Origin of the sequence: Actinoplanes sp. NPDC024001, assembly GCF_040638955.1 — a bacterium.
GTDB lineage: Bacteria > Actinomycetota > Actinomycetes > Mycobacteriales > Micromonosporaceae > Actinoplanes.
Genome location: NZ_JBEZZB010000061.1, coordinates 36,596 through 54,630 on the forward strand (window position 1 = coordinate 36,596; position 18,035 = coordinate 54,630).

Below are 18,035 nucleotides of genomic sequence, written 5' to 3' on the forward strand. Positions count from 1 at the left end.
CCCCGAGTTGCCGGCAGGCCGCCGCCCAATCGCCGAAAGGTGAGCCGGGGAACCAGGTCACTGGGGTGAATCCGCGTAATGCGGTAGGGATTGCTTCCGTCCCGAACCCGTCAGCTAACTCGGTCGGCGGTGACTAGGAAGGAACTGTTGCTTGATGACCGCAAGTCCCCGCCGGTGGCTGACGTTAGCCCTGGCACCGCTCATGGCAGTTGCGTTGTTTGTGGCTCCCGCCACAATGGCGACCGCAGCGCCGGGCGGTAGCTCGCCGAGTGCTGAGGACGAGGACGACGCCCTGATGTCGGACCTGATGGAGTCGACCAACCGACGCTTCGTCAACGCCAAGGCCGCCGTCACCGCGTCCCGGAAGAACCAGAAGAAGCTGACCAGCGAGCTGGCGGCTGCCGAAGCCCGGCGCGACGTCCTCATTCCCGAGGTCAACAAGATCGCCGCGCAGCAGTACCAGACCGGCGACCTCAGCGCCGTCGGCTTCCTGCTCAACGCCAGCACGTCGTCCGACTTCATGAGCAAGGCGATCTCGCTGGAGGAGATCAACCGCCTGCACGACGGCAAGCTGCGCGAGCTGAACCAGGCGATCGCCACGGTCAGCGAGAAGAAAGCCGCGCTCGACGCCGAGGTCAAGAACGAGCAGCAGCAGCTGACCGCGCTGACCAAGCAGAAGGCCGCGGCCAACAAGCAGATCGACCTGCTGGGTGGCTCGACCGGCCTCAACCGGACCATCAACGAGGGCCTGGTCGACGCCAAGTCGAAGGAAGCGGACCCGGCTCCGCGCAACAGCAACGGCGGGTTCTCCCCCGAGGGCTGCACGGAGAAGGACGAGACCACCAGCGGCTGTGTGACCAAGCGCACCCTGCACATGTACAAGGAAGTGCGCAAGGCGGGCTTCAAACGCTTCGTGGGCTGTCACCGCAACGGCGGGCCGTTCGAGCATCCCAAGGGCCGGGCCTGCGACTGGTCGCTGCAGAAGAGCGGCTTCTCCTCGGCGGACAGCACCGACGAGATGAAGTACGGCAACAACCTGACGGCCTTCCTGGTGCGCAACGCCGACGAACTCGGCATCTACTACGTGATCTGGTACAAGCAGATCTGGTTCGCCGCCACGGGCGAATGGCGCTCGTACAGCGGGGTCAGTGACCACACTGACCACGTGCACGTCTCGATGCTCTAGCAACAGCAACCCCGACCTACGAGAACGGCCCCCGCCCTGCAGGGCGGGGGCCGTTCTCGCGTCTGGGCGCTTCTAGTGCACGGCCCGGCGCACCGGCGCCCGGCCGGCCGGCTGCGACGGCGCGGCGCCCACCGGCAGCGCCGGCGGGATCGCCATGGTCACCGGGCGCACCTGGGTGACCTCGATCTCCTTGCCGTGGTGCAGCAGGGTGAGCCGGGCCGAGCCGCCACCGTTGCGCAGCGAGTAGGTGACCTCCTCGGAGGTCACGTTCACCCGCAGCCGCAGGCCACGCCAGAGCAGCGAGAACTCCAGGTTGTTGATCCGGCTGGGCAGGCGCGGAGCGAAGCTGAGCTGGCCGTTGAAGTCACGCATGCCACCGAGGCCGGCGACCAGTGCGATCCAGGACCCGGCCAGCGACGCCACGTGCACGCCGTCCCGGGCGTTGCGGTGCAGGTCGTGCAGGTCCATCAGGGCGGCCTCGCCCAGGTAGTCGTGGGCCAGCTCCAGGTGCCCGGTCTCGGCGGCCAGCACGGCCTGGATGCAGGCCGAGAGCGACGAGTCCCGTACGGTCCGCGCGTCGTAGTAGGCGAAGTTGCGCGCCTTCTCCTCCGGCGTGAACGCGTCACCGCGGATGTACATGGCCATGACCAGGTCGGCCTGCTTGATCACCTGCTTGCGGTACAGGTCGAAGTACGGGTAGTTCAGCAGCAGCGGGTAACCCTCCGGCGGGGTGCCCTCGAAGTCCCACTCCTGCAGCCGGGTGAAGCCCTCGCACTGCTGGTGGACGCCCAGCTCCTTGTCGTACGGGATGTGCACGGCGGCCGCCGCGTCCCGCCAGGACGCCGCCTCCTCGTCGTCCACCCCGAACCGGCGGGCCAGGTCCGGATGCCGCTTGCACGCCTCGACCGCGGTCATCAGGTTCTGCTGCGCCATCAGATTGGTGTAGATGTTGTCGTTCACCACGGCGGTGTACTCGTCCGGGCCGGTGACGCCGTCGATGTGGAAACGCCCGTGCCGGTCGTGGTGACCCAGCGAGCGCCACAGCCGGGCGGTCTCCACCAGCAGCTCCAGGCCGACCTCACGCTCGAAGTCGTAGTCGCCGGTGGCCTGGACGTAACGGCGGACCGCGTCGGCGATGTCGGCGCCGATGTGGAACCCGGCCGTGCCCGCCGGCCAGTAGCCGGAGCACTCCTGGCCGCGGATGGTCCGCCACGGGAAGGCAGCGCCCTGCAGGCCGAGCGTCTGGGCCCGCTCCCGGGCCAGGTCCAGGGTCGAGTGCCGCCAGCGCAGCACGTCGGCCGCCGCGGACGGCTGGGTGTACGTCAGAGCGGGCAGGACGAACGTCTCGGCGTCCCAGAAGGTGTGGCCGTCGTAGCCGGGCCCGGTGAGGCCCTTGGAACCGATCGGGCGCTTCTCGGCCCGGGCGCCGGCCTGCAGGGTGTGGAAGAGGCCGAAGCGGACCGCCTGCTGCACCTCGGGGTCGCCGTCGACCCGGACGTCGGAGTGGTCCCAGAACGCGTCCAGGTATTCCTTCTGCTGCTCGACCAGGCCGTCCCAGCCGTCCAGGCGGGCGCTGGCGAGAGCCGCGCCGACCTGGTCCCGCACCGCGGGCAGCGAGCGCATGCTGGACCACCCGTACGCCGCGAGCTTGACCACCCGCAGCTTCTGGCCGGGCTCGAGCCGGCAGGCGACCGTGGTGCGCAGCCAGTCCGGGTGGCCCTCGGTGGTGATGGCGTGCCGGCCCGGCGTCTCCACCAGGTGCTCCATGGCCGCGGCCATCCGCAGGTCGCTGGCCTTGGTGCGGTGCACCAGGATGCCGCCGGCCGGCTGCTCCATCATCTCCTCGGCCTGCAGCGGCCGGTCCAGAACCGCGGCCACCCGCGGGTCCTTGCTCATCGGCGGCAGCTGCTCGTTGGCGACCAGCTCGGACTGCAGGATCAGCCGGGCCGGGGCGTCCAGCGGTTCCACCTCGTAGAGGAAGGCGACCACCGCGCGCTGGGTGAACGAGACCAGCCGCACGGTGCGCACCCGGACGCCCTGGCCCGACGGGGACACCCACTCGACGATCCGCTCCAGGGTGCCCGCCCGCAGGTCCAGGCACCGCTCGTGGGACCGCAGCTCGCCGTAGCGCACGTCGAACGGCTCGTCGTCGACGAGCAGGCGCATCAGCTTGGCGTTGGTGACGTTGACCATGGTCTGGCCGGACTCCGGGAAGCCGTACCCCGCCTCGGCGTGCGGCAACGGCCGCAGCTCGTAGAACGAGTTGAGGTAGCTGCCCGGCAGGCCGTGCGGCTCGCCCTCGTCCAGGTTCCCGCGTATCCCGATGTGGCCGTTGGAGAGCGCGAACACCGACTCTGACTGGGCCAGCAGGTCCAGGTCGAGCCGGGTCTCCCGGATGTGCCAAGGGTCGACGGGGTAGGCCCGTTCACGGATCACGGTCGTGCCTCTCGGTACTGAGAAGAGGAGGTCTTATTGAGGGAGGAGCTCGGACAGGTCCGTCACCACGATGTCGGCGCCGTGTTGCCGGAGCGCCTCCGCCTGACCGACCCGGTCCACCCCGATGACGATGCCGAAGCCGCCCGCCTTTCCGGCCGCCACGCCGGCCTGGGCGTCCTCGAACACGGCACAGTTCTCCGGGGCGAGATCGAGTAGCTTAGCCCCGTACAGAAACGTGTCGGGAGCAGGCTTGCCGGGCAGGCCGAGCTCGCGCGCGACGACACCGTCCACGCGGGCCTCCAGCAGGTCGGCGATGCCGGCCGCCTCCAGGACGTCTTTGCAGTTGGCGCTCGCCGACACGACGGCGCGGCGCAGGCCGGCGGCCTTGGCCGCCTTCAGGTACTCCACCGATCCGGGGTAGACCTGGACGGCACCCTCTGCGATCTTCTGCAGCACCAGCTCGTTCTTGCGGTTGCCGACGCCGTTGACGGTCTCCCGGTCGGGGCCGTCGTCGGGGTCTCCCTCGGGCAGGGTGATGCCGCGGGAGGCGAGGAAGGTCCGGACGCCGTCGGCACGCTGCCGACCGTCCACATACCGGTGGTAGTCGATGCCGATGTCGAAGGGGACGAACGGGGTGCCCTGACGCGCGGACCACGATTCCAAGAACGAATCGAACGTCTGTTTCCACGCGGCACTGTGCACCAACGCGGTTTGCGTCAGCACCCCATCAAGATCGAAAAGGCAAGCGGTCACCTGCGAAGGAAGTCCGAGCACGCGCCCAATGTAGCCGGACGGGAAGGATGACGAGAGCGGAAGGGCGCCTTCACATTTCCGCGATGGTTCACAGGTCGTTCAACCTGCTGTTTCACCGGGAATCCGGCACGACATCCAAAGACATACGCAATCCGATCGAGGTACCTATCGGACCGGTTGCGGTCGTCACCTCGTCGCACAACTGGTGCGCCAGCCACAATCCGCGGCCACCCACCTCGTACGCCTCCGGCGCCCGCAGATCGCTCAGATAGTTGCCGGGAATGCCGGGACCGGAGTCGGTCACCACACACCACAGCGAACCGTCCTCGATCCGCAGCACGAGCCGGCCGGCGCCGCCGGCGTGCAGCACCACGTTGGTGATCACTTCGTTGACGGCGAGCAGATATCCGTGCCGCCGGTCGCTGCCGAGGCCGACCGCGGCGAGATGCTCGGCGACCTCGTGGCGCAGGACGGTGATGTCGTCATGGCCGAAGGAGCGGTCGAGGAGCACCGGATCCACCGGTGGAGGGGCGGCATCCACCCTCGGCTCCCTACCAGGAGCCGAGCGAACGCTGTGTCCGATCCTGTCCTCCACCGTCGTGCAGCCTACGCGCTGTGGCCGACCGGTGGCGGGAGGCATCGGTTAACCCGCCCGTACGTGGCGCATCTCTCCCCGCCGGTCCACCGCCGGCCGGATCGGCTACCGCCAGCCCACATCGATGCGATCACCTCGCTCGTCGAAGAAGTGCACTGCGTCCATCTGCACCGAGATCGCCAGCGGGTGGCCGGACGACACCTGCGGGTACGGCGCCAGCCGCACGGCCAGCTCGGCCGGCTTGCGGGCGTGCCGGCCGGGGTCGTTCAGCACACTCACCCGATCGCGGGACCGTGGCTCGCGTGGTCGCTCCGGGGGCGCCGGCCGGGTCAGCCGCTGCAGCGCGCCACCGATCCGCTTGAGCGCGCTCTCGGCGGGCGGCTGGTCCTGGACCGGGCCGCTCATCTCGTCCACCACGATCGCCGTGGCCCCGATGTCCAGGTACGCGACCGACTCGTGGCCGTGGTGCTCCAGGTAGCGGATCCGGCCCTGGAAGATGTGTCCTGGCGTCTGCGGCGTCACCGGGGTCAGCGCCTCGGCCCGGATCCCGACCACGATCCGCTCGCCGTGGTACCGCGCCACCGCCCGCGCCCGCGGGTCGTTCCACGGCATGTAGAGGGTCTGCTCGCCGAAGCTCAGCGCGATGTACTGATCCAGGTGCACGTAGACCGAGGCCTCGAGCAGGTTCATCTTCGGCGAGCCGAGGAAGGCGGCCACGTAGAGGGTGGCCGGGCGCCGGTAGACGTCGGTGGGCGTGCCGACGTCCTGCAGCACGCCCTTGCGCATGATCGCCACGCGGTCCGCCATGGTCAGCGCCTCGGCCTGGTCGTGGGTGACGTACATGGTCGTCACGCCGAGCTCGCGGGTCATGCTGGTGATCTCGGCGCGCAGCTCGGCGCGCAGTCCGCTGTCCAGGTTGGAGAGCGGCTCGTCCATCAGGAAGAGGCCGGGGCGGCGGACGATGGCGCGGCCCATGGCGACCCGCTGGCGCTGACCGCCGGAGAGCTGGCTGGGACGCCGGGCGAGCACCTCGCCGATGCCGAGCGCGCCGGCGACGGCACCGACCCGGTCCTGGCGCGGCGCCGGCTCGACGCCGGAGAGTTTCAGGGGGAAGCCGATGTTCTCCGCGACGGTCATGTGCGGATAGAGCGCGAAGTCCTGAAACACCATCGCGATACTGCGGTCGCGCGGGGGCAGCTCGAGGACCGGCTCGCCGTTCAGAAGGATCTCACCCTCGGTGGGATCCTCGAGGCCGGCGATCATGCGGAGCACGGTCGACTTGCCGCAGCCGGAGGGGCCGAGCAGGACCATGAACTCCCCGTCCTGGACCTCCAGGCTGAGGTTGTCGACGGCAAACGTGCCATCTGGCCAGATCTTCGTGACGTCTTTGAGCGCGACGGTGGACACCGCCAACCTCCCCGATCGACTGTGATCCCGATCCCACGACGGTCGGCGATCGGGTACTGACTCTGCGAGTGGCTTCGATGGTTCGCCATCGGGCAAAAGTGCCATTCGCACATAGTGATCAATCGATTACGGAGATCTGAACTTCAGGAGATCAGCTGTGCACGTGCACAGCAAGAAGCGACATAACGGACAGAATCCTCCGCATGACTGGGGGGCGCGGAGCGCACCCGAAGTTCACACCCTGCGGCTGGCCCGCCAGTCGGACACCGCCACGATCAGGAAGGCGCCGCCGACCAGGGCGGCCAGCGCGGCCGCACCGGCGGTCGCGTAGCCGGCGAGGGCGGCGAGCACCAGCAACAGCACCCGGCCGTCCCAGCCCAGCACGGCACCGACGGCGCCGGTCGCCGGAGCGCCCTTCTCCATCCGGGCGGTCAGGTCGTAGTGCCGCATCGCCAGCATGAACAGCAGCAGGAAGACGACCGGCGGCGGCACCGAGCCGTAGAGCCCGACCGCGATCACCGTCAGGTACTCGGCGGCCCGCAGCGCGGCCGGGACCAGCCAGTCCAGGGCGCCGCTGTGGGGACGGCGGGCCGGGAGACCGGCGAGCAGCACCGGGACGGCCACCAGGGCGAGCAGCCAGGCCAGGCCGGACGGCTCACCGGCGAGCAGCACCGCGACGGCCGCCAGCGCGTACGCCACGAACAGCGCCGCCGCGGGCAGGGGCCACCCGGCGCCCGCCCGGCTGAGCACCGACCGCACCAGCGGGCCGTCGTCGCGGTGCCGCATGGTGTCGACCGTGTTCAGCACGCCGACCCGCATGGAGAGGGCCCGCAGCGACCGCAGCGCCAGCGTGTACGCCGCCGCCAGCGCACCGAACCCGACCACCGCGGCGAGCGTGACCCGGCCGTTCGTGACGGCGGCCAGCACCGCGATCAACGCCCAGCGCTCGCCGATCGGGAAGACCACGATGCGCTTCAGCCAGTAGATCAGTGAGCCGCGCTGGCTCTGCGCCTTCACCGAGGCGGCGCTGAGCCGGGCGCCGACACCGCCCGCGGACGGGGCGACCGGCCGTGCGGCTGCCTCGTCGTGCAGCGCGCCGTACCAGGTGTCGGTCATGTGCCGGGCGGTCTGCAGGGCGATCGCGGTGATCGCCAGGGGCCAGGCGTACGGCAGGCCGATCCGCTCCGCTCCGGCCGCCAGCCCGGCGTACACCGCATATTCCTTGGCGCGGTCGGCCATCGTGTCGAGCCAGCCGCCGAAGGCGTCGAACTGGCGGGTGTAACGGGCCAGCTGGCCGTCCACGCAGTCCAGCACGAAACCCAGATAGAGCAGCACGCCACCGGCGATCATCGCGACCCGCGAGGCCTGCCAGAAGAGCAGTGCGGCGCCGACGGCGAAGAGCACGGACAGGCCGGTCACCGCGGTCGGCGTCAGGCGCAGCCGGGCCGCCGCCTTGGTCACCAGCGGCGACCAGGTGCTCACCGCGTACGTCGTGAAGAAGTCGTCCTGTTCCTTGACGGCGAGCCGCAGGCGCGCCGCGTCCTCGTCCACCGCGGCGACCGCGGCCCGGGCGGCGGCGAGCTCGGCCTCGGTGCTCACCTGCTCGGCGTGCAGCAGCCGGGTCCGGGTGGCGATCGGGACCAGCCCGGCCTCCAGCAGGGCGGGCAGCAGGTCGGCGCGGTCGGCCACCTTCTCCAGCAGCGGCAGGTCGGCGGGGGCGACGCACAGCGCGCCGAGGAAGCGGACCGTCCCGGTGCCCGGTGCGGCGGGAACCACCCGGCCGCGGTCCTCCTTGAGGTCGCCGCCGGGATCAGGGGCGACCAGTACGGTGCTGCGCCCGGCCGGCTCGGTGGCCAGCGTCCAGAGCAGGCTGGCGTGCGCGACCAGGTTGTCCGGGCAGATCAGCAGCGGCTGGTTCGCCTCCCGGGCGTGCCGGGCCAGCTCGCGCAGATGGGCCGCCACCTCGCCGGGAGCGGCCGGCCGGTCCACCGCCGAGGCGCCGGCGGCGCGCAGCGCGGCGGTGAGGTCCCCGGCGAGCCGGTCGGCGTCGGCATCCGGAATCGCCGTGGGGCCGGGCGCGGCATAGAGGAGGGCCAGGGTCACCGTTCAACTCCTCGTGAGCGCCCGAAATCGGCACCCAGGTTAACAGCGGGCGTCCGCCGGGTACGGGTCACCCGTACGGGAAGTCGACCGCCGGTATCCACCTGTGGACCGAGGGCCGCCCCCTCTCCCGTGCCTACCGTCGAAGTGGCCGTGGCAGAACGCCAGGGTCACTGCTCAAGGAGTGAATGAACGTGGCACACACGCTCAAGACCCGCACCCTCACCCGCCCCCGCCACAACCGCCGGATCGCCGGTGTCTGCGCCGGCCTCGCCCGCCGTTTCGGCTGGTCGACCGGCATGGTCCGGTTCCTTTTCGTGATCTCCGTCTTCCTCCCGGGTCCGCAGGTCGTCGCCTACCTCATCCTCTGGGCCCTGATGCCGAACGACCCCCACTGATCAAGGGTTGGCGAACGTCACCGTGACGGTGGAGTAGCCGAGGCGGGCGAAGAGACTCTCCAGCATCCGCTGGGTGTTCTCTTTCGCCCGCTGGTCCAGCCCGCTGTCGCGGGCGGCCTGGGTGATCCGCTCCTGGGCCAGCTGATAGACCCGCTGCTGCTGATTGGGGTCGTCGCGGAACGCGTCACCGATCCGGTTGAACAGGCCCCGCTCCTCCGCCACCACATAGCTCTTGGCCATGTCGAGAGCGGCCGTGGACTGCTGCGGCGGAGGAAGCATCAGCTCGATCGACTTCTTCTCCTCGTCGATCTTCAGAGCGTCGCCGGCGAGGGCGCTGAAATCGACATAGGCCTCGACGGTGCCGGAGCCGACGAACAGGGTGCGCCGGTTGACCAGGAAGTCGGGCACATTTTCCTTGTCCTGCTGCAGGTCGACGATGACCTGGAAGGTGCCGTCGGCCGCGACATAGCGGTGCAGGTCGCGCATGGACTGCAGCAGCACGGGCTGGCTGCGGTCGGTGGTGCGGTCCTCGAACGGGTTGTCGAAGGTGGGCAGCACGTTAATCGCGCGCAGCCCGAGGCAGGCGAGGACGATCAGCGCGAAGACGAAACCGACGAAGATCAGGAGCCGGGCGAAACCGCTCGACTTCCGCTCCTCGGGGGCAGGGGGAAACTCCCTGGTCGGCTCATCGACATCCGGTGAGGTTGCCATGACTCAACGGTAGGCGGGGGGTACGACAATCCGCATCCGCTACCGGGCGAATGCGTTCAGTCCGGTCAATTTTTGGCCGATCGACAGCTGGTGGATCTCCGACGTGCCCTCGTAGGTCAGCACGCTCTCCAGATTGCTGGCGTGCCGCATCACCGGATAGCGCGGCAGGATCCCGTTGCCGCCGAGGATGGTCCGGCACTCCCGGGCGATCTTGATGGCTTCCCGGACGTTGTTCAGCTTCCCGATGCTCACCTGTTCCGGGCGCAGCGGCCCGTCCGCGGCGTCCCGCAGCCGGCCCAGGTGCAGCGCGAGCAGGAAGCCTTTCTGCAGTTCCAGGGCCATGTCGGCGAGTTTCGCCTGGGTCAGCTGAAATCCGCCGATCGGCCGGCCGAACTGCTCGCGCCCGGCCGCGTAGTCGAGCGCCGCGTCCAGGCAGTCCCGGGCCGCGCCGAGCACACCCCAGATGATGCTCAGCCGCGCCTCGGTCAGGCAGGAGAGCGGCGCCATCAGGCTGCGCACCCCGGGCAGCCGGGCGCTCTCCGGCAACCGCACCCCGTCCAGGACGATCTCACCGGTGCTGGACGCGCGCAGGGACAGCTTGGGGCTGATCTCCCGGACGGCCAGGCCCGGCGTGTCGGCCGGCACGGCGAAACCGGTCACGCCTTTCTCCGCCCGCGCCCAGATCACCGCCACGTCGGCGATCGGCGCGTTGAGGATCCACGTCTTGACCCCGTCGAGCACCCACTCGTCGCCGTCCCGGCGGGCCCGGGTGGACATGCCGGTCGGGTCCGAGCCGTGATCCGGTTCGGCCAGCCCGAAGCAGCCGAGCAGGCGGCCGGCGGCCAGGCCGGGCAGCCATCGCTCCTTCTGCTCCTCCGAGCCGTAGCGCCAGATGGCGTACATGACCAGGGAACCCTGCACGGAGACCAGCGATCGGACGCCGGAGTCGGCGGCTTCCAGTTCCATGCAGGCGAGGCCGAGACCGACCGCGGTGGAGCCGGCGCACCCGTACCCCTTCAGGTGCATGCCCAGCAGGCCCGCATCGCCGAACGCGACGGCCAGATCGCGAACCGGGGCGTCCCCGGTCTCGTACCACTCCGCCACGTGGGGACGCACATGATCGTCGGCCACCCGGCGGGCCTGAGCGCGAATCTCGCGCTCGTCATCGGTGAGCAGTTCGTCAAGATCCAGCAGGTCAAGCGGTCTGACACCCATGGAAGCACGCTAATGGAAGTCAGCGTTACTCGCTGGATTCAATCCTCTACAACGAGTACACGAGCGTGGATCTGATTGCGCTGCTGCAGAGCCGCCCGCAAGGCCCGGTGCAGGCCGTCCTCCAGGTAGAGGGCGCCCTGGTACTCCACCACGTGCGGGAAGAGGTCGCCGTAGAAGGTGGAGTCCTCGGCGAGCAGCTTGTCCAGCGCCAGCTCGCGTTTCGTGGTGATCAGGTCCGCGAGCCGGATCGGCCGCGGCGGGATCTCGGCCCACGCCTTCAGCGTCGTGTGGTGGTCGGGGTACGGGGCTCCGTCCCGGACCGCTTTGAAGATCACGGCGGCTGCCCCTTTCCGTCAGAAACGTTCCCTCGCCTGTCAGCCTAGCCGCGGGCCGGTCAGGCCTCGCCGGCCGAAGCCCACCGGCCATGATGCACCACATCGGCCACCGGGCGGCGCCCGCGGCGTAGTGACGGGGACCTCTTGTCGGCGCCGCGGTAGCCGACCGTGAGCGCACCGATCGGGGTGTACTCGTCCGGCACACCGAACGCGCTCTTGAAATCACCCACGGTCGCTGCCGGCAAACCGATGAAGCAGGATCCGAGTCCCTCGTTCACCGCGGTGAGATGCATCAGTAGCGCGGCGAATCCGGTGTCGATGTCCCAGTACGGCACCGGCCAGCGCGACTCGTCCCGATCCGCCCAGCCCTTGTCCGGCTCGGCGTAACGGTCCAGATAGGCCGATTTGTTGGAGAACGGCACGATGATCAGCGGCGCCGTCCGCATCCGGTCCAGCCAACCGCCGGCGGGCCCGTCCGCGCTGGCCGTGCAGGCCCAGAACCGCTCGCGGTCCGCGGCGGCGGTGAGCACGAGAAAACTCCACCCCTGGGCGAAGCCGGCCGACGGCGCGCGCAGCCCGTGCCGCACGATCTTGTCGACCAGTTCCGGCGGCAGCGGGCGATCCGGGTCGTAACCGCGCACCATCCGCCGCCGGCGGACCACCTCGTCGAACTCCATCAGGCGCGGATGCCCCAGGCCGTCGTCCAGGTCTCGCCGGGCGCCAGCACGACCAGATCCCGACCGGTACGGAACGCGTCCGGCGGACAGGTCATCGGCTCGACCGCCACCGACCGCCGGAACCGCTCGCCGTGCAGGGTGTCGCCGGAATAGACCTGCCAGTACCGGAACTTCTCGTCGGCCCAGACCACGATCCGCCGGTCCGAGTTCGGGTCGGCGAGGGTGACCGCGGTGATCCCGTCGGCGTCGAAGTCGATGTCGCCGAAGGTCACGTCCAGGACCGCGGTGCCGATCCGCCGGGGCTCGGCGTAATCGAACTCGGTGCCGGCGACCTTCACGGCGCCGATCGGCAGCAGCCGGTTGTCCGCCATGATCCGGCTCTTCGCCGGCACCTGGAGCACGGTGTCCTCCACCGTCACGCCGGGCAGCCGCAGGTACGGGTGCACCGAGTAACCCCACGGCGCGTTCGCCTCGGCGAGGTTCACCACTTCCTGCTCGCAGCGCAGCCCCTCGGCCGAGACCGACCAGCGGGTGCGCAGCCGCAGCGACCACGGGTAACCGACCTGGGCCGGCAGCGTGAACTCCAGCGTCACGGCGTCGGCGGTCTGCTCGACGGCCCGCCACCGGGACCAGTTGACCAGGCCGTGGATCGCGTTGTGCCGGGCCGGCTCGGTGAGCGCCAGCTGGTACTCCGAGCCCTCGAAGACGTAACGCCCGTCCCGGATCCGGTTCGGCCAGGGAGCGAGAATCTGGCCGGCGGACCCCGGAGAGATCTCATCGGTGCCGAATCCGTCCAGCAGGTCGACGCCGTCGACGGAGTACGCCCGGAGCGTGCCCCCGATCTCCGCCAGGACGGCACGGTGCCCGCCCGCCTCGATCGACCACTGCTCGCCGGACTTCGCGGCTGACTCTGCGCTCATACCCGCGACACTATCGGTCCTCGGATTCGTCCCGATCAGGCCGGTATCGGATCAGCGCCGGGGACGCGGCGGCGAGCAGGACCGCCAGGCCGGCGGCGGCGAACCCACCACCCGCCCAGGAGGCGGTCACGCTGGTCAGGTCGGCCGTGGCGCCGGCCCGCAGATCGCCCAGCCGGGGCCCGCCCGCCACCACCACGGTGAAGACGCCCTGCAGCCGCCCGCGCAGCCGGTCCGGCGCGAAGGTCTGCATGATCGACTGCCGGTAGACCGCGCTCACCAGGTCCGCCGCGCCGGCGACCGCGAGCAGCAGCACCATCAGCCAGAGCTGGTTCGCCAGCCCGGAGAAGCCGATCGCCACACCCCAGCCGACCACCGCCACCACCAGCGCCAGGCCCTGCCGCCGGACCCGGCCGATCCAGCCCGAGGTGAGCCCGCCGAGCACCGATCCGATCGCGATCGCGCTGTACAGCCAGCCGACCGCGGCGCCGCCGCCGAACTGCTCCTCGGCGACCGCCGGGAACAGCGCCCGGGGCATCGCGAACACCATCGCGATCAGGTCGATCGCGAAGGAGAGCAGCAGCACCGGCTGGGTCACCAGATAGCGCAGGCCGGCCGCGATGCCGCGCAGCCCGGCGGTCGGCCTCTCCTCGCCCTCCGCGTGCTCAACCGGCGGGATCGCCGGCAGCCGCCAGGTGGCCCAGAAGGTCACCGTGAACAGCAGCGCGTCCACGGCGTAGGCCACGACCACCCCGGCCCCGGTCGACCAGATGCCCATGATCAGGCCGGCGGTGAGCGGCCCGAGCACCCCACCGGCGGTCGTGGTCGTGTAGTTCAGCGTGTTCGCGGCCGGCACCAGCGCGGCCGGGACGATCCGCGGGATGATCGCCTGCCGCGCCGGCGAACTGATCGCGAACCCGGCCGACTGCACGGCCGTCAGCGCCAGCAGCAGGTGGCCGCTGCGCACCCCGAGCAGCGCCTGCACCAGCAGGCCGACCGTGGTCACCCAGGTCAGCACCGAGCTGGCGAGCAACAACCGGCGCCGGTCCACCACGTCGGCGACCGCGCCACCCCACAGCCCGAAGATCAGCAACGGTACGAGGCCGGCCACCCCCAGCAGGCCCACCCAGGTGGGCGAGTCGGTGATGGCGAACATCTGCACCGGCACGGCCACCGCGGTGAACTGGAACCCGAAGTACGACGCCCCGTTGCCGATCCACGTCCGCCGGAACGTCGGAACGCTCAGCGGACGGGTGTCGATCATCCAGGATTTCGGTTTCCTCGCGGTGACCCCGCTCACGGGGCGAGCCTCTCCACCACCCAGTCGTCCGGGCCGGTCCGGCGGAACCGGAGGCGGTCGTGCAGCCGGTTGCTCCGGCCCTGCCAGAACTCCACGGTCTCCGGGCGGACCCGCAGGCCGCCCCAGTGCGGCGGGGCCGGGACCGGGCCGTCACCGAAGCGCTCGACCGCCTCGGCCAGGCCGGCGTCCACCGCGTCCCGCCCGGGCAGCACCCGCGACTGCGGGCTGGCCCAGGCGCCGAGCTGCGAACCACGCGGCCGGGAAGCGAAATACTCCTCGGTCTCGGCCCGCGACACCCGCTCCACCGGCCCGCCCACGATCACCTGGCGCTGCATCGGAAACCACGGGAAGACCAGACTCGCGTACGGGTTGACGGCCAGCTCGCCGCCCTTGCGGGAGGTGTAGTTCGTGAAGAAGACGAAACCGTCCGAGTCATACCCTTTGAGCAGCACAGTTCGCGCCGACGGGCGGCCCGCGGCATCGGCTGTGGCCAGGATCATCGCGTTCGGCTCGGGCAGGCCGTACGCCGTGGCCCCGGCGAACCAGTCGGCGAACTGATCGGCCCAGTTCGCGGCGAGGCTGCCCTCCAGCAGCGGCGCCCGCTCCGTGTAGTCCCGGCGCATGTCGGCGGGCGACGGCGGTTCCACAGCCACGGGCACTCCTGTCTCGATCTGTGCAACGACGGTAAGTCTCCGGCCCGCATCCGTCCCGTGAACCAGGATGGGTGTCATCGAGAGCACAATCAGGACGGGTCGACCGTGCGGTTACCCGGGAGGCAGGATGAATCACCCACCGCACACTCGCACCACCGTTTGCATCTTGTTCGCTTCCCGTTCGCTTCGCAGGGAGTGCCGTGTCCGACTTCAAGCCGGGACTCGAGGGCGTCATCGCCTTCGAGACCGAGATCGCCGAGCCCGACCGCGACGGCGGCGCGCTGCGATACCGGGGCGTCGACATCGAGGATCTGATCGGCCAGGTCTCCTTCGGCAATGTCTGGGGCCTGCTGGTCGACGGCCGGTTCGGACCGGGGCTGCCGCCCGCCGAGCCGTTCCCGGTGCCGGTGCACTCCGGCGACATCCGGGTGGACGTGCAGTCGGCGGTCGCGATGCTGGCGCCCTACTGGGGGCTGTCGCAGATGCTCGACATCTCCGACGAGCAGGCCCGCTCCGACCTGGCCCGGGTGTCGGTGACCGCGCTCTCCTTCGTCGCCCAGGCGGCCCGCGGGCTGGGCCTGCCGGCCGTCCCGCAGAAAGACATCGACAAGGCCGAGACCATCGTGGAGCGGTTCATGCGCCGGTGGCGCGGCGAGCCCGACCCGCGGCACGTCAAGGCCGTCGACGCGTACTTCATCTCGGCCGCCGAGCACGGGCTGAACGCCTCCACCTTCACCGCCCGGATCGTGGCCTCCACCGGCGCTGACACGGCCGCCTGCGTCTCCTCCGGCATCGGCGCCCTCTCCGGCCCGCTGCACGGCGGCGCGCCCACCCGGGTGCTGCACATGATCGAGGCGGTGGAGCGCAGCGGCGACGCCACGTCATATGTGAAGGACGTCCTCGATCGCGGCGATCGGCTGATGGGCTTCGGTCACCGGGTCTACCGGGCCGAGGACCCGCGGGCCCGGGTGCTGCGCCGGATCGCCAAGGACCTCGGCGCCCCTCGTTACGACGTGGCCGCCGCGCTGGAGTCGGCCGCGCTGACCGAGCTGCGCGAGCGCCGCCCCGACCAGGAGCTGTGGACCAACGTCGACTTCTGGGCGGCCGTGGTACTCGACTTCGCCGAGGTGCCGGCACACATGTTCACCTCGATGTTCACCTGCGCCCGGGTGGCCGGGTGGAGCGCGCACATCCTGGAGCAGAAACGGCTCGGCCGGATCCTGCGGCCCAGCCTCCACTATGTGGGACCAGCGCCCCGCAAGCCGCAGGAGGTCGAGGGCTGGAGTCAGCTCACGCATAATGTGTGACCGTGGTTGACGCTGACATCCGGATCCCCGACACCATCAAGCCAGTAGACGGACGCTTCGGCTCGGGCCCGAGCAAGGTCCGGCCAGAGGGTGTCGAGGCGCTCTCCGCGGTCTCCCGCACCTTCATGGGCACCTCCCACCGGCAGAAGACGGTGAAGGACCAGGTGGCCCGGCTGCGGCGCGGCCTCGCCGAGTTCTTCGCCATGCCGGAGGGCTATGAGGTGGTCCTCGCCAACGGCGGCACCAGCGCGTTCTGGGAGGTCGCCGCGTTCGGCCTGGTCCGGCAGAAGGCGCAGTTCGCCGAGTTCGGCGAGTTCGGCGCCAAGTTCGTCAAGGCCGTCGCCGACGCGCCGTTCCTCGACCAGCCCACCGTGCACCGGGCGCCCGGCGGCCAGGCGGCGTTCCTGACCGCGGAGGCCGGCGTCGACGTCTACGCCAGCGTGCAGAACGAGACCTCCACCGGCGTGGCCGTCCCGGTGCGCCGGGTCGCGGGCGCCGACCCCGGCGCGCTCCTGCTCACCGACGCCACGTCCGGCGGCGGCAGCCTCGACGTCGACCTGCGCGAGACCGACGTCTACTACCTGGCCCCGCAGAAGGCGCTCGGCTCCGACGGCGGGATCTGGCTGGCGCTGATGTCCCCGGCCGCGATCGAGCGGGCCTTCGAGATCAAGGCCTCGGGGCGGTACATTCCGCAGTTCCTGGACCTGGTGACCGCCATCGAGCAGTCCCGGCTCGAGCAGACGTACAACACGCCGGCCCTGGCCACCGTCTTCCTCGCCGCCGAGCAGGTCGACTGGATGAACGCGCAGGGCGGTCTCGCCTGGGCGGTCAAGCGCAGCGCGGAGAGCGCCGCCACCGTCTACGGCTGGGCCGACCGCTCGTCGTTCGCCGAGCCGTTCGTCACCGACCCGGCGCTGCGGTCCGCGGCCGTCGCCACCATCGACTTCGCCGAGGGCATCGACGCCGCCGCGATCGCCAAGATCCTGCGGGCCAACGACATCGTGGACACCGAGCCGTACCGGAAGCTGGGCCGCAACCAGCTCCGGATCGCCCTCTACCCCACCGTCGACCCGTCCGACGTGACCGCTCTCACCGCCTGCATCGATTACGTGGTCGAGCGCCTCTGACCACCCCCTCGGGCGGGTTCATTCGAGTTGACTTCCGGACACCCGTACCTCTAAAAGGGTTTGTTGGGTTTGAATGGATCTCGAAACCGGAACTTGAAGATCATCACCGCTGGTCAGCTACTTTGACGGCGTGGCTTACCCCCATAGGGTGACCAAGGCGCGTACCGTGTTCCGAAACGCGCCCGGGTGGCTGACTCTCGGGAGCACAGGCCAACGCGACGGGACGGAGGCAACGCATGCGGCCGGTACGCTTCGTCGCCCTCTCCGAGGACGGTCAGGCCCTGGTGCTCGCCGACGAGGTCGGCCGGCTCCTGGCCCTCCCCATCGACGACCGGATCGCCGGGGCGCTCAATGACGGCCCCGCGGCACCCGGCACGGCGCTGGCGGTCATGGCCCCGGAGACGGCGCCGTCGTTGTCCCCGCGGGACATCCAGGCGCGCATCCGCCAGGGCGAGTCCGCCGAGGACGTCGCCCGGATCGCCGGGGTCCCGGTCGACCGGGTGCTGCGTTACGCCGGTCCGGTGCTGCAGGAGCGCGCCATGCTGGCGCAGCACGCCCGCCGCACCCGGCTGAAGACCTCGGATTCCGGGCAGCCGCTCGCCGAGGTGGTCGACAGCCGGCTCGCGCAGCACGGCATCGACACCGAGAAGATCTCCTGGGACGCGTTCCGCAAGGACGACGGGACCTGGCGCATCGTCGCCACCTGGCCGTCCGGCAAGGCCACCGCGCAGGCCATCTGGGACCTGGACAAGGGCCGTCAGGTGGTGTCCCCGCACGACGACATGGCGCAATACCTGTGCGCCGAGCGCCCGACGCAGATCCTCGGCCAGGAGCCGGCTCCCGAGCGGGGCGGCCACGGCCTGCCCGGGCCGGCCCGCAGCTCCGAGCCGACCCGCGGCGGTCACGGCCTGCCGAGCG

General features: G+C 70.5%; 17 protein-coding genes and 1 riboswitch. Of the genes, 5 read left to right on the top strand and 12 right to left on the bottom strand.

Annotated features, from left to right (window positions below):
- Nucleotides 1–12: 12 nt before the first annotated feature.
- Nucleotides 13–146, top strand: a riboswitch (cyclic di-AMP (ydaO/yuaA leader).
- Between the two features lie 8 nt (nt 147–154).
- Nucleotides 155–1,186 carry a hypothetical protein gene (locus AB0F81_RS23870; RefSeq protein ID WP_360200688.1) on the top strand — a complete coding sequence of 344 codons (1,032 nt, stop codon included), beginning with the start codon at nt 155–157 and terminating at the stop codon, nt 1,184–1,186.
- A 72-nt stretch (nt 1,187–1,258) separates the two neighbouring features.
- On the opposite strand, the gene AB0F81_RS23875 is transcribed toward AB0F81_RS23870, so the two are convergent.
- The 5 genes from AB0F81_RS23875 to AB0F81_RS23895 all read right to left on the bottom strand — a co-directional run bounded on the left by AB0F81_RS23875 (nt 1,259) and on the right by AB0F81_RS23895 (nt 8,480).
- Entirely contained in the window at nt 1,259–3,622 is a 2,364-nt protein-coding gene (locus AB0F81_RS23875; RefSeq protein WP_360200689.1) for a glycoside hydrolase family 65 protein, read from the bottom strand.
- 33 nt (nt 3,623–3,655) lie between these two features.
- On the bottom strand, nt 3,656–4,396 hold the full coding sequence (locus AB0F81_RS23880) for a beta-phosphoglucomutase family hydrolase (RefSeq protein WP_360200690.1): 741 nt from the start codon (nt 4,394–4,396) through the stop codon (nt 3,656–3,658).
- A 91-nt stretch (nt 4,397–4,487) separates the two neighbouring features.
- A complete protein-coding gene (locus tag AB0F81_RS23885) occupies nt 4,488–4,916 on the bottom strand; it encodes an ATP-binding protein (protein ID WP_360200691.1) in 429 nt (142 codons plus the stop codon).
- 159 nt (nt 4,917–5,075) lie between these two features.
- The gene (locus tag AB0F81_RS23890) at nt 5,076–6,377 is read right to left on the bottom strand and encodes an ABC transporter ATP-binding protein (RefSeq protein WP_360200692.1); all 1,302 of its coding nucleotides are present in this window, start codon (nt 6,375–6,377) and stop codon (nt 5,076–5,078) included.
- Between the two features lie 234 nt (nt 6,378–6,611).
- The gene (locus AB0F81_RS23895; protein ID WP_360200693.1) at nt 6,612–8,480 is read right to left on the bottom strand and encodes a DUF5941 domain-containing protein; all 1,869 of its coding nucleotides are present in this window, start codon (nt 8,478–8,480) and stop codon (nt 6,612–6,614) included.
- 185 nt (nt 8,481–8,665) lie between these two features.
- Here AB0F81_RS23895 and AB0F81_RS23900 point away from each other — a divergent pair, with 185 nt between their 5' ends.
- Complete coding sequence (locus tag AB0F81_RS23900; protein ID WP_360200694.1) at nt 8,666–8,875, top strand: PspC domain-containing protein; 210 nt, start codon at nt 8,666–8,668, stop codon at nt 8,873–8,875.
- Here AB0F81_RS23900 and AB0F81_RS23905 read toward each other — a convergent pair whose 3' ends face one another.
- Genes AB0F81_RS23905 through pdxH form a run of 7 tightly spaced genes read right to left on the bottom strand, consistent with a single transcriptional unit; the run spans nt 8,876 to nt 14,683 of the window.
- Nucleotides 8,876–9,586 (bottom strand): DUF4230 domain-containing protein, encoded by a 711-nt coding sequence (locus AB0F81_RS23905; RefSeq protein WP_360200695.1) that lies wholly within the window; start codon nt 9,584–9,586, stop codon nt 8,876–8,878. It abuts the gene before it with no gap.
- A 39-nt stretch (nt 9,587–9,625) separates the two neighbouring features.
- Nucleotides 9,626–10,801, bottom strand: coding sequence for an acyl-CoA dehydrogenase family protein (locus tag AB0F81_RS23910; RefSeq protein WP_360200696.1), 1,176 nt, complete (start codon nt 10,799–10,801; stop codon nt 9,626–9,628).
- Nucleotides 10,802–10,839: 38 nt separating this feature from the next.
- Complete coding sequence (locus tag AB0F81_RS23915; protein WP_360200697.1) at nt 10,840–11,136, bottom strand: type II toxin-antitoxin system VapB family antitoxin; 297 nt, start codon at nt 11,134–11,136, stop codon at nt 10,840–10,842.
- Between the two features lie 59 nt (nt 11,137–11,195).
- Nucleotides 11,196–11,813: a nitroreductase family protein gene (locus AB0F81_RS23920; protein ID WP_360200698.1), complete on the bottom strand. Its 618-nt coding sequence runs from the start codon at nt 11,811–11,813 to the stop codon at nt 11,196–11,198.
- Nucleotides 11,813–12,733 (bottom strand): aldose 1-epimerase family protein, encoded by a 921-nt coding sequence (locus AB0F81_RS23925; RefSeq protein ID WP_360200699.1) that lies wholly within the window; start codon nt 12,731–12,733, stop codon nt 11,813–11,815. Before AB0F81_RS23925 ends, AB0F81_RS23920 begins: the two co-directional genes overlap by 1 nt.
- Before the next feature lie 10 nt (nt 12,734–12,743).
- On the bottom strand, nt 12,744–13,994 hold the full coding sequence (locus AB0F81_RS23930) for an MFS transporter (RefSeq protein ID WP_360200700.1): 1,251 nt from the start codon (nt 13,992–13,994) through the stop codon (nt 12,744–12,746).
- Between the two features lie 32 nt (nt 13,995–14,026).
- Nucleotides 14,027–14,683 carry a pyridoxamine 5'-phosphate oxidase gene (gene pdxH / locus AB0F81_RS23935; RefSeq protein WP_360200701.1) on the bottom strand — a complete coding sequence of 219 codons (657 nt, stop codon included), beginning with the start codon at nt 14,681–14,683 and terminating at the stop codon, nt 14,027–14,029.
- Between the two features lie 200 nt (nt 14,684–14,883).
- Here pdxH and AB0F81_RS23940 point away from each other — a divergent pair, with 200 nt between their 5' ends.
- From AB0F81_RS23940 to sepH, 3 genes are all read left to right on the top strand, one after another.
- On the top strand, nt 14,884–15,990 hold the full coding sequence (locus AB0F81_RS23940) for a citrate synthase 2 (RefSeq protein WP_360200702.1): 1,107 nt from the start codon (nt 14,884–14,886) through the stop codon (nt 15,988–15,990).
- Nucleotides 15,991–15,992: 2 nt separating this feature from the next.
- Nucleotides 15,993–17,117 (top strand): phosphoserine transaminase, encoded by a 1,125-nt coding sequence (serC, locus tag AB0F81_RS23945; RefSeq protein WP_360200703.1) that lies wholly within the window; start codon nt 15,993–15,995, stop codon nt 17,115–17,117.
- A 236-nt stretch (nt 17,118–17,353) separates the two neighbouring features.
- On the top strand, nt 17,354–18,035 hold a 682-nt coding region (sepH, locus tag AB0F81_RS23950; protein ID WP_360200704.1), incomplete at its 3' end, for a septation protein SepH.